Annotated in this window: 11 protein-coding genes; 10 read left to right on the forward strand and 1 reads right to left on the reverse strand. The window is 68.9% G+C overall.

What is annotated here, in order from left to right:
- The 10 genes from G0D83_RS21210 to folD all read left to right on the forward strand — a co-directional run.
- On the forward strand, positions 1-868 hold an 868-nt coding region (locus G0D83_RS21210), incomplete at its 5' end, for a cell envelope biogenesis protein TolA (RefSeq protein WP_164196688.1).
- Between the two features lie 140 nt (positions 869-1,008).
- A complete protein-coding gene (gene tolB, locus G0D83_RS21215; RefSeq protein ID WP_164196689.1) occupies positions 1,009-2,337 on the forward strand; it encodes a Tol-Pal system beta propeller repeat protein TolB in 1,329 nt (442 codons plus the stop codon).
- Positions 2,338-2,503: 166 nt separating this feature from the next.
- Positions 2,504-3,040 carry a peptidoglycan-associated lipoprotein Pal gene (gene pal, locus G0D83_RS21220; RefSeq protein WP_108967918.1) on the forward strand — a complete coding sequence of 179 codons (537 nt, stop codon included), beginning with the start codon at positions 2,504-2,506 and terminating at the stop codon, positions 3,038-3,040.
- A gap of 10 nt (positions 3,041-3,050) precedes the next feature.
- On the forward strand, positions 3,051-3,890 hold the full coding sequence (gene ybgF, locus G0D83_RS21225) for a tol-pal system protein YbgF (RefSeq protein ID WP_164196690.1): 840 nt from the start codon (positions 3,051-3,053) through the stop codon (positions 3,888-3,890).
- A gap of 20 nt (positions 3,891-3,910) precedes the next feature.
- Complete coding sequence (tilS, locus tag G0D83_RS21230) at positions 3,911-5,218, forward strand: tRNA lysidine(34) synthetase TilS (RefSeq protein ID WP_164196691.1); 1,308 nt, start codon at positions 3,911-3,913, stop codon at positions 5,216-5,218.
- A gap of 92 nt (positions 5,219-5,310) precedes the next feature.
- Entirely contained in the window at positions 5,311-7,224 is a 1,914-nt protein-coding gene (ftsH, locus tag G0D83_RS21235) for an ATP-dependent zinc metalloprotease FtsH (protein WP_164196692.1), read from the forward strand.
- Positions 7,225-7,399: 175 nt separating this feature from the next.
- Complete coding sequence (locus tag G0D83_RS21240; RefSeq protein WP_108967912.1) at positions 7,400-7,999, forward strand: MOSC domain-containing protein; 600 nt, start codon at positions 7,400-7,402, stop codon at positions 7,997-7,999.
- Between the two features lie 78 nt (positions 8,000-8,077).
- On the forward strand, positions 8,078-9,760 hold the full coding sequence (locus G0D83_RS21245) for a formate--tetrahydrofolate ligase (protein ID WP_164196693.1): 1,683 nt from the start codon (positions 8,078-8,080) through the stop codon (positions 9,758-9,760).
- 176 nt (positions 9,761-9,936) lie between these two features.
- Entirely contained in the window at positions 9,937-10,233 is a 297-nt protein-coding gene (locus G0D83_RS21250; RefSeq protein WP_108967909.1) for a chorismate mutase, read from the forward strand.
- A gap of 5 nt (positions 10,234-10,238) precedes the next feature.
- Entirely contained in the window at positions 10,239-11,141 is a 903-nt protein-coding gene (gene folD / locus G0D83_RS21255; RefSeq protein ID WP_164196694.1) for a bifunctional methylenetetrahydrofolate dehydrogenase/methenyltetrahydrofolate cyclohydrolase FolD, read from the forward strand.
- A gap of 36 nt (positions 11,142-11,177) precedes the next feature.
- Here folD and pdeM read toward each other — a convergent pair whose 3' ends face one another.
- Positions 11,178-11,843: a ligase-associated DNA damage response endonuclease PdeM gene (pdeM, locus tag G0D83_RS21260; RefSeq protein ID WP_164196695.1), complete on the reverse strand. Its 666-nt coding sequence runs from the start codon at positions 11,841-11,843 to the stop codon at positions 11,178-11,180.
- Positions 11,844-11,856 lie beyond the last annotated feature (13 nt).

Here is an 11,856-nt window from a genome sequence, read left to right on the forward strand (position 1 = left end):
GCCGCCGACCCCCGAAACGTCGGCCCCGCCGCCGGTGCTCGCTCCCGAGCGCGCCGAGCGCCCGGTGCCGCGCCCCGCGCCGCGCGTGGCGCCAGAGCCTGTGGCTCCGCCTGAGCCCGACACCACTGTCGCCGAGGAGGTGCAGCAGGCCGCGGAGGCGGAGTCGGAGGCCGCCGAGGTGGTCGAGGAAGAGCAGGAGGCGACCGCGCCGGAGGAAGTGGCGACCGAGATCGTCACTGAGGCCGAGGAGCCCGCCGCCGCCGAGGAGCCCGCGCCGCCCGCGCCGACCCTCGCGCCGGATGCCTCGCGCCGGCCGCTCACCCGTCCGACCCAGCTCGCGCAGCGCCCCGAGCCGGAACCCGAGCCGGAAGCGCCGACACCCGCGGAGACTCCTGCCGAAAAACCGGCTGAAACACCGAGGACCGAGACCGCGCAGACCGAAACGCCGGAGCCCGCCGCGCCGGAGCCCGCAGAGGATGCCGTCGCCGATGCCATCGCGCAGGCGCTGGCTGCTGGCGGTGCTGCCGAGGAACGCGGGCCCGCGGGGCCGCCGCTCACGCAGGGCGAGCGCGAGTCGCTGCGCGTTGCGGTGCAGAAGTGCTGGGTGGTCGACGTCGGCAGCCAGGCCGCCAACGTGACGGTCACCGTCAGCATGGACATGGAGCCCGGTGGTCGGGTCGTCTCGTCCTCGCTGCGGATGATCGGCTCGTCCGGCGGCGATGCCTCGGCGGCAGAGACCGCCTTCCAGAACGCGCGCCGGGCGATCCTGCGCTGCCAGGCCGACGGCTACCCGCTTCCGGCGGACAAGTACGACCAGTGGAAGACCATCGAAATGACCTTCAACCCCGAGCAGATGAGGCTGCGGTGACCGCCCCTCAGGCAAGGATTTGCGCAGGCCGCGCGTTGCGGCGCTTTGTCCGGGGCACCTCCCCGCGCTATGTTGGCCCCGAGGCAGTCATTCCTGCGGCACACAAGCGCGTCGGCGCGACCGGGAAGGAGAACACGAGCATGACTAGACTACTGGCCCTCATCCTTGCACCTGCGCTGGCAGTGGCGGGGCTGGCCGCGCCGGCGCTGGCCCAGGATGGCCCGCTGCGCATCGAGATCACCGAAGGCGTGGTCGAACCGCTGCCCTATGCGGTGCCCGACTTCGTCGCCGAAAGCGATGACGCGGCGCAATACGCGCAGCAGATCAGCCGGGTGATCGCCGACGATTTGACCGGCACTGGCCTTTTCCGCGAGATCCCGCGCGACGCGCATATCTCGCGCGTGTCGAACTTCTCGAGCCCGATCCAGTTCTCGGACTGGAAGGCGATCAATGCGCAGGCGCTGATCACCGGCGCGGTGTCGTCGGACGGGGCGGGCAAGCTCACCGCGAAGTTCCGCGTCTGGGACGTCTTTGCCGGCACCGAGCTGGGGCAGGGGATGCAGTTCTCGGCCACCGCCGACGGCTGGCGCCGGCTGGCCCACAAGGTCGCCGACCAGGTTTATTCGCGGATCACCGGCGAGGGCGGCTATTTCGACAGCCGCGTGGTCTACGTCTCGGAAACCGGGCCCAAGGACGAGCGTGCCAAGCGGCTTGCGGTCATGGATTACGACGGCGCCAACGTGCAGTTCCTCACCTCGAGCAATTCCATCGTCATCGCGCCGCGCTTCTCGCCGAACGGCAGCCGCGTGCTTTATACCAGCTACGAGACGGGCGAGCCGCGCATCCATGTGCTCGACGTCGGCTCGGTGCAGAGCCGCATGCTGCCGACGACCGATGGCGTGATGAGCTTTGCGCCGCGCTTCTCGCCGGACGGCTCGCAGCTGCTTTACTCGATGACCCGCGGCTCCAACACCGACATCTACGCGATGGACATCAACTCCGGCCAGACCCGGCAGCTGACCACCGCGCCCTCGATCGAGACCGGCGCCAGCTTCTCGCCCGACGGCAGCAAGATCGTCTTCGAGAGCGACCGCTCGGGCAGCCAGCAGCTCTACGTCATGCCGGTGGGCGGCGGCGAGCCGACGCGGATCAGCTTTGGCCAGGGCCGCTACGGCACGCCGGTCTGGTCGCCGCGCGGCGATCTCATCGCCTTCACCAAGCAGAACGCGGGCCGCTTCCATATCGGGGTGATGCGCACCGACGGCTCGGAGGAGCGGCTGCTGACTGCCTCCTTCCTCGACGAGGGCCCGACCTGGGCGCCGAATGGCCGCGTGCTGATGTTTGCGCGCGAGACGCAGGGCGCCACCGGGGCGAGCTCGCTCTACACGGTCGATGTCTCGGGGCGGAACCTCAAGCGGGTGCGCACGCCGGACGGCGCGTCGGACCCGAGCTGGGGCCCGCTGCAATAAACGCACAGCCGGGCGGGCACGCCGGGCCAAGGGGCGGGGCTCCTTGGCCCTGTTGCCTTGGAAACAATCCTCTCAAAAGGGTTATCTCGGCTTCAATGCGCCACGTTCCCAAGGCTTTCACGCTGTGCTAGCGTTGCGGCAAACACACGAGCAGGACAGTGATCCAATGACATATCTTCCGAAGGTTCTGATGCTGGTGGCTGGCCTTGGCCTTGCCGCCTGTACCAACCCGGACCGCTTCGGCGCGGGCGATGGCACCGGTGCCGGCGGCGCAGGCTACGGCAATGGCAGCGGCGTGAACGGCGGCTACCTCGACGGCTCCGCCAGCGACCCGCGTTCGCCCGCCTATTTCAACCAGGCGATCGGCGACCGCGTTCTCTTTGCCGTCGACCAGTCGACGCTTTCCGCCGACGCGCAGGCGACGCTGGACGCGCAGGCGCAATGGCTGATGACCAACTCCGATTACCTCGCGGTGATCGAAGGACACGCCGACGAGCAGGGCACCCGCGAATACAACATCGCGCTCGGCGCACGCCGCGCCAACGCGGTGATGGAATACCTGATCTCCAAGGGCGTCGCTTCGAGCCGCCTGCGCCAGATCTCCTATGGCAAGGAACGCCCGATCGAGGTCTGCTCGCAGGAAGCGTGCTACGCCAAGAACCGTCGCGCGGTGACGGTGATCTCCATGGGCATGACGAGCTGAGGCCGGGCGGATGCGTCTGACCGGCATCGCCCTGTGCCTGGGCCTGATCGCGTCCGGCGCGCAGGCCCAGCAAACCGAGACCCTGGCGGACCTCCGCCAGGACCTCGCGCTGTTGAACGGTGAACTTCTGAAGCTCAAGCAAGAGCTCAACACCACCGGCATCGGCTCGATGAACGTGCCCGCCAGCACGCTCGACCGCGTCAACGCGATCGAGGCCGAGCTGTCGCGGGTGACCGCCAAGACCGAGGAACTGGGCCACCGCATCGACAGCGTCGTGGCGGATGGCACCAACCGCATCGGCGATCTGGAGTTCCGCATCTGCGAGCTGGAGCCCGGTTGCGACATCGGCGCCATCGGCCAGACCAAGCCGCTCGGCGGGCAGCAACCCGCAACGGGCGGCACGCCCGCGCCCGCGCCGACCCCGGCGCAGACCGCTGAAACGCCCCTCGCGGGCGGTGCGCAGCTTGCCGTCGGCGAAGAGACGGACTTCCGGCGGGCGCAGGAGGCGCTCGCCAATGGTGACTTTCAATCCGCCGCGGAAAAGTTTGCGGCCTTCCGCCAGACCTACCCGGGCTCTCCGCTAGAGGCGGCGAGCTTCCTGGCCGAGGGCCAGGCGCTGAAAAAGGCGGGCGACACCCGGGAGGCGGCGCGCCGCTTCCTTGGGGCCTATGCCAACTACCCCGAGAGCGAGGTCGCCCCTGCGGCGCTCTGGCAGCTCGGCACGGCGCTTGGCGAGCTGGGCAGCACGACCGAAGCCTGCGTGACGCTGGGCGAGGTGGCAACCCGCTACCCGGGCACCGAAGAGGTGGCGAAGGCGGCGGAGGAGATGGGTCGCCTCGGCTGCCAGTGAGGCCGACGGGCGGCATCCCGGTGAGCGCCTCGCTCGACCAGCGCTTCGCCGAGGCCATGGGCGCGGCGCTTGGCCCCGATTTCCCCGAGAGCATTGCCCTCGCCGTCTCCGGCGGGGGCGACAGCATGGCGATGCTGACGCTGGCGCACAATTGGACCCATGTCTGGGGCGTGCGGCTGCGGGTGGTGACGGTTGACCACGGGCTGCGCCCCGAGGCCGCCGCCGAGGCGGAGATGGTCGCCGAGACCTGCGCCGAACTCGGCTGGGAGCACCAGACCCTGCGCTGGCACTGGGACGGGCAAGGCAACCTGATGGATGCCGCCCGCCGGGCCCGGCTTTCCCTCATCGACGGCTGGCGGGGCGAAACCCGCGACGTGCTGCTTGCCCATACCGCCGATGACGTTGCGGAAAGCTTCGTCATGCGCCTGTCGCGCGGGGCCGGGGTCGAGGGGCTGTCGGCGATGCGGCCGCTGCGCGAGGTGCAGCTCGGGGAGGGCGCACCGATGCGTGTCGTCCGACCCTGCCTGACCATGCGCCGGGCCGAGCTGCGCCATTACCTGCGGGTGCTGCAGGGCCAATGGGTCGATGATCCATCCAACGATGACGAGGGCTATGAGCGGGTGCGGGCCCGCAAGCTCGTCGCCCGTCTCGAGGCGGCGGGGTCGCTGACCGGCGCTGATCTCGCCGCGGCCGCCACCCGCATGGCGCGCGCCTCCGAGGCGCTGCGGGCGCGGGCGGCGCAGGTCTGGGGCGAGATCTCGGCCGAGGTGCCTCCGCAGCGCTGCGGCGACCTCATCTTCGATCAGACCGCATTTCAGACAATCGAGCGCGACACCCAGCTGCGGCTTTTGTCGGCGGCGCTGCGGTTCGTGTCCGGCGCGGAATACCCGCCCCGCGAGGGGCCTCTGGAGGCGCTGCTCGACCGGCTGCTCGGCGGCGGGGGGGGCACGCTGCACGGCTGCGAGGCGCGGATCGAACGCGGACAGATCGCCCTTTTCCGCGAGTACGCAGCGGTGCAGGATCTGTCGTGCGCGGCTCAGCCGGGCGCGCTCTGGGACGGGCGCTGGCGCCTTGCGCGCGCCGTTCCTGCGGGGCTCACCCTGCGCGCGCTCGGCGAGGACGGCTGGGCGCAGCGTGACAGAAAGGCCGAGCCGCCGGTTCCTTTCCATGCCGCGCGCAGCGCCCCGGCAATTTTCGAGGGCGACCGGCTGGTTGCCTGCGACGCGCTGCAACCTGCAGGAGAAGACCCGGTTTTCCAGCTCTGCCCCTTCGGGCGCTTGCCCTCTGACTTCGCGGTATTCCTGAGGTCGGGCCCGGCTTCGGGGTGAAATCGCATTGAACCGGCGGGCACAGCCCTTATGTTAGGCACAGATCGCGGAACCGAGAGGTCCGCGAGATACGTCATTTTAGGAGGCCGTCCTTGGGCAACGCACGAAATATCGCCTTCTGGGTCGTTCTTTTCCTGTTGATTCTGGCGCTCTTCAACCTCTTCTCCGGAGGCGGAAGCACGCTGCAGAGCCGGGAAATCAGCTACTCGGACTTCATGGAGGCGGTGGATTCGCAATCCGTCAGCTCCGTCACCATCGACGGCGAGCAGATCCGCTATCGCGGCAATGACGGTCAGGACTACGTCACCGTCAAGCCCGAGGATGCCCAGGTCACCGACACGCTGATCGACAAGGGTGTCACCGTCCGGGCCGAGGCGCAGCAGCAATCCGGCTTCCAGGCCTTCCTGCTCAGCCTTCTTCCCTTCCTGCTGCTGATCGGTGTGTGGATTTACTTCATGAACCGCATGCAGGGCGGCGGAAAGGGCGGGGCCATGGGCTTCGGCAAGTCCAAGGCCAAGCTGCTGACCGAAAAGCACGGCCGCGTCACCTTCGACGACGTGGCGGGCATCGACGAGGCGAAGGAAGAGCTCGAGGAGATCGTGGAATTCCTGCGCAACCCGCAGAAGTTCTCGCGCCTCGGCGGCAAGATCCCCAAGGGTGCGCTGCTGGTTGGCCCTCCGGGCACCGGTAAGACGCTGCTGGCACGCGCCATCGCGGGCGAGGCGGGCGTGCCCTTCTTCACCATCTCGGGCTCGGACTTCGTCGAGATGTTCGTCGGTGTCGGTGCGTCCCGCGTGCGCGACATGTTCGAGCAGGCCAAGAAGAACGCCCCCTGCATCGTCTTCATCGACGAGATCGATGCGGTCGGCCGCAACCGTGGCTCGGGCTATGGCGGGGGCAACGACGAGCGCGAGCAGACCCTCAACCAGCTGCTGGTCGAGATGGATGGTTTCGAGGCGAACGAGGGCGTGATCATCATTGCCGCCACCAACCGCCGCGACGTTCTCGACCCCGCGCTGCTGCGTCCGGGCCGCTTCGACCGTCAGGTCATGGTCGGCAACCCCGACATCAAGGGCCGCGAGAAGATCCTCGGCGTGCACGCCCGCAAGACCCCGCTCGGCCCGGATGTCGACCTGCGCATCATCGCGCGCGGCACCCCCGGTTTCTCGGGCGCGGATCTGGCGAACCTCGTGAACGAGGCGGCGCTGATGGCCGCCCGCGTCGGCCGCCGCTTCGTGACCATGGAAGATTTCGAGAACGCCAAGGACAAGGTCATGATGGGCGCCGAGCGCCGATCGATGGTCCTGACCGCCGAGCAGAAGGAAAAGACCGCCTACCACGAGGCCGGTCACGCCGTCGTGGGCCTGATGCTGCCGCAGTGCGATCCGGTCTACAAGGCGACGATCATCCCGCGCGGTGGTGCGCTCGGCATGGTGGTCTCGCTCCCCGAGATCGACCGTCTGAACTGGCACAAGTCGGAATGCGAGGAAAAGCTCGCGATGACCATGGCGGGCAAAGCGGCCGAGATCATCAAGTACGGCGAGCCCAATGTTTCGAACGGCCCGGCCGGCGACATTCAGCAGGCCTCGGCGCTTGCGCGCGCGATGGTTCTGCGGTGGGGCATGTCGGACAAGATCGGCAACATCGACTACTCCGAAGCGCATGAGGGCTACCAGGGCAACACCGCGGGCCTGTCGGTCTCGGCGCACACCAAGGAGCTGATCGAGGAAGAGGTCCGTACCTTTATCCAGACCGCCTATGAGCGCGCCTACCAGATCCTCACCGACAACAACGAGGAATGGGAGCGCCTGGCGCAGGGGCTGCTCGAATACGAGACGCTGACCGGCGACGAGATCAAGCGCGTGATGAAGGGCGAGCCGCCGAACGCCTCGGGCGGCGACGACGATGACGCCGACGATACGCCGAGCCTGACCGCGATCCCCAAGACCAAGCCCAAGCCCAAGCCCGCCGACGAGGGCGGCCTTGAGCCCGAGCCTTCGGCCTGAGCGCCTCGATCTTGAAAAGATGCAGACCCCGGAGCCCGAAACGGCCCCGGGGTCTTTCTTTTGCCGAGTGCTGGCATCCGGCCTTTTGAAAGGCGATCCGCGCGGATCTCCTCTCGACCTCGCCGGGCATCTGTGGCCCAACTAAGCGCCGTATCAGTCGTTCAAGGATCCTCTCATGCCCGCGCTCATCCCCACCGAGTTCTCCGCCCGCATCACCTGGCTGGGGCAGGTCCCGCCGGAGGGAGACGACATCCGTTCGCGGGCGGTCGAGTCGCTGGAGATCGGCTGGGGCGGGCCGGAAGGCGAGCGCCACGCCGGGCGCACGCGGCCGTCCTGCTCGCGGGTGACCTCGCAGCACAAGCGCGGCACCGAGATCGCCAACGTCCGCCAGATGTGCCTGATGTCCGCCGAGGAATTGGCCGAGATCGCCGAGCGTGTGAAGCTGGACGAGCTTGACCCGCAGCTCGCCGGGGCGACGCTGGTGCTCGAGGGGATTCCCGATTTCAGCCACCTGCCGCCCTCGTCGCGGCTGCAGGGGCCGGATGGGGTGACGCTGATCATCGACATGCAGAACCGCCCCTGCAACCTGCCCGCCCGCGAGATCGAGGCAGAGCACGAAGGCCACGGCAAGGCCTTCAAGGCCGCGGCCAAGGGCAGGCGCGGCGTCACCGCCTGGGTCGAGCGCCCGGGACGGCTGGCGCTTGGCGACGAGATGCGGCTGCACATCCCCGACCAGCGTGTCTGGGCACACCTCAAGGCCGTCCGCAAGGGCTGAGCGCTTCGCGCGTGACCGGCGCGCGGCGAGCGGCTATGGAGGGCGGCAGACGACCAGACGGGAAGGAGGCCCCCGCCCATGAGCAGCAAGATGACCACCGACATCGAAATCGCCCGCGCCGCCGAAAAGCGCCCGATCCAGGAGATCGGCGAGAAACTCGGCATCACCGGTACGGACCTCATCCCTTACGGCCATGACAAGGCGAAAGTCTCCGCGAGTTTCATCGCCGGGCTCAAGGGCCGCAAGCAGGGCCGGCTGATCCTCGTCACCGCGATCAACCCGACCCCGGCGGGCGAGGGCAAGACCACCACCACCGTCGGCCTTGGCGACGGGCTGGCGGCGATCGGCAAGAAGGCGGCGATCTGCATCCGCGAGGCCTCGCTCGGGCCGAACTTCGGGATGAAGGGCGGGGCGGCGGGCGGCGGGCACGCGCAGGTGGTGCCGATGGAGGAGATGAACCTTCATTTCACCGGCGACTTCCACGCGATCACCGCGGCGCACAACCTGCTGTCGGCGATGATCGACAACCATATCCACTGGGGCAACGCGCTCGACATCGACCTGAGGCGCATCGTCTGGCGGCGGGTGCTCGACGTTAACGACCGCGCTCTGCGCGACGTGGTGACAGGGCTCGGCGGCGTGCCGAACGGCTTCCCGCGGCAGGGCGGTTTCGACATCACCGTTGCCTCCGAGGTTATGGCCTGCCTCTGCCTCGCCGACGATCTGACCGACCTGCAGCAGCGGCTCGGCGACATGATCGTCGCCTATCGCCGCGACAAGACCCCGGTGCACGCGCGCGACCTCAAGGCCGACGGCGCGATGACCGTTCTGCTCAAGGATGCGCTGCAGCCGAACCTCGTGCAGACGCTCGAGCACACCCCGGCCTTCGTGCACGGCGGGCCGTTTGCCAATATCGCCCATGGCTGCAACTCGGTCATGGCCACAAAGACCGCGCTGAGCCTTGCCGATTACGTGGTGACCGAGGCGGGTTTCGGGGCGGATCTCGGGGCCGAGAAGTTCTTTGACATCAAGTGCCGCAAGGCGGGGCTGCACCCCGATTGCGTGGTGCTGGTGGCGACGGTGCGGGCGCTGAAGATGAAGGGTGGGGTCGCCCGGGCCGACCTTGGCGCCGAGGATGTGGCCGCGGTGAAGAAGGGCTGCGCCAACCTTGGCCGCCACATCGAGAACCTGCGCCAGTTCGGCGTACCGGTGGTGGTGGCGATCAACCATTTCGCCGGCGACAGCGAGGCCGAGGTGGCCGCGGTCAAGGCCTATGCCGAGGCGCGCGGCGCCGAGGCGCATCTCTGCCGCCACTGGGCCGAGGGCTCGAAGGGCATCACCAAGCTCGCCGAGCGCGTCGCGCATATTGCTGACGGAGATGCCGCGCAATTCGCACCGATCTACCCCGACGAGATGCCGCTCTGGGAAAAGATCGAGACCGTCGCCAAGCGCATCTACCACGCCGAGGAGGTGACCGCCGATCCGCGCATCCTCGCGCAGCTTGCCGAATGGGAAGAGCAGGGCTTCGGCAGCTTGCCGGTCTGCATGGCCAAGACCCAGTATTCCTTCTCGACCGACCCCAAGAAGCTCGGCGCCCCGACGGGCCACATGGTGCCGGTGCGCGAGGTGCGGCTCTCGGCCGGGGCAGGGTTCGTCGTGGCGATCTGCGGCGACATCATGACCATGCCCGGACTGCCGCGGGTCCCCGCGGCCGAGACCATCCGTCTCAACGACGCCGGAGAGGTCGAGGGGCTGTTCTGAGGCCGGCTTCCCCGCCGCGAGCGCGGGCGCCGTCTCCGGAAGGTGCCCGCGGTTTCCGATCCGCGCGCCGAGTGTCGTCTTTGTACTGGGCTTTGCCGCACTGGTGCGTTGATCATCGCGCCGCATCGCGGCATAGGGGGCGCAGCGGTCCACGGTCAGCCTGCAAGGAGACACCCATGCGCGATCCCGCAACCCTTGGCGACATGACGGCGCTGCGCGCCGAGATCGATGCCACCGACAAGGCGCTGACGGCGCTGCTGGCGCACCGCCAGAGCCTCATCGACCGTGCCGCCGAGATCAAGACCGGCGCGGGTCTGCCCGCCCGGATCGAGGCCCGCGTCGACGAGGTCATCGCCAACGCCCGGCGCAATGCCGAGGCCGAGGGGATCGACCCCGAGCTGAGCGAGACGCTCTGGCGTGCGTTGGTGGACTGGTCGATCCGCCGCGAAGAAACGGTACTGGGACAGGAGTGAGGCGCATGAGCGCAACGATCATCGACGGCAAGGCCTTTGCCGAAAAGGTGCGGACGCAGGTCGCCGCCCATGTGACCCGACTGAAGGACGAGCACGGCATCACCCCGGGTCTCGCCGTGGTGCTGGTGGGCGAGGACCCGGCCTCGGAAGTCTACGTCCGCAACAAGGGCAAGCAGACGCTCGAGGCGGGGATGAACAGCTTCGAGCACAAGCTGCCCGCCGAGACCTCCGAAGCGGACCTGCTGGCGCTGATCGACCGGCTCAACAACGACCCCGCCGTGCATGGCATCCTCGTGCAGCTGCCGCTGCCGGGGCACCTGAATTCCGACCTGGTGATCAATTCCATCGACCCGGCCAAGGACGTCGACGGCTTCCACATCTCCAACGTCGGGCTTCTGGGCACCGGGCAGAAGAGCATGGTGCCCTGCACGCCGCTCGGATGCCTGATGATGCTGCGCGACCACCTCGGCGCGCTGTCGGGGCTGAATGCCGTGGTGGTGGGCCGCTCGAACATCGTCGGCAAGCCGATGGCACAGCTGCTGCTCGGCGACAGCTGCACGGTGACCATCGCGCATTCGCGCACCAAGGATCTGGCCGAGGTCTGCCGCCGCGCCGACATTCTCGTCGCCGCCGTGGGCCGCGCCGAGATGATCCCCGGCGATTGGGTGAAGCCGGGCGCCACGGTGATCGACGTGGGCATCAACCGCATCCCCGCGCCGGAAAAGGGCGAGGGCAAGCACCGGCTGGTTGGCGATGTCGAGTTTGCCTCGGCTGCCGAGGTCGCGGGGGCGATCACCCCCGTGCCGGGCGGCGTCGGCCCGATGACCATCGCCTGCCTGCTGGCCAACACGGTGACGGCGTGCTGCCGCGCCAATGGCCTTGCCGAGCCCGAGGGGCTGACGGCCTGAGCATGATAACGCCGGGCGGCACCCCGCCCGGCACCCTCAGCGCGGCATCGGGATCGCCAGCGGCACCTCGCCGGTGAGGATTGCCCGCGCTCCCGGCTCCATCAGCCCGGCCAGCACCGCGCTGTCGGTGCGCAGCCCGCCGGTATAGGCGCCATAGGCGGGCATCAGCAGCCGCGCCCCGTCCACCAGAAAACAGGCCCGCGAGACCACCCGCCCGCCGCGCAGCACCAGCCGCGCCTTGGGGTGGTAATGCCCCGAGATCTCGCCGCGCGCGTCCGGCTCGGCGATATGCCGCAGCACCAGCCCGCCCAGATCGAGCTCGGCCAGATGCGCACCGCCGAGCGACACCGGACCCGGGTCGTGGTTGCCCTCGATCCACATCCAGTCGCGCCCGGCCTGCAGCCGGGCGATCCACAGCCGCTCCTCCTCGGGGAGCAGGAGGTCGATCCCCGCCGCGTCGAAACTGTCGCCGAGGCAGACCACGCGCCGCGCGCCGGTGGCCTCGAGGTCGCGCTCCAGCCGCATCAGCGTCTCGCGCCCCTCGTAAGGCGGCAGCAGCGCGCCGCCCTGCGCCGCGAGCCGGGCCGACTTGCCAAGGTGCAGGTCCGAGACCACCAGCAGCCGCTCGGCAGGCCAGAACAGCGCCCCGGATCCGAGCGCCTCCAGCGCCGCCCCGCAAAAATCGATCTTCACGCGTGTCATGCGGGCTGCAATG

This window comes from Salipiger sp. PrR003, from assembly GCF_010500785.1.
Taxonomy (GTDB): domain Bacteria; phylum Pseudomonadota; class Alphaproteobacteria; order Rhodobacterales; family Rhodobacteraceae; genus Salipiger; species Salipiger pacificus_A.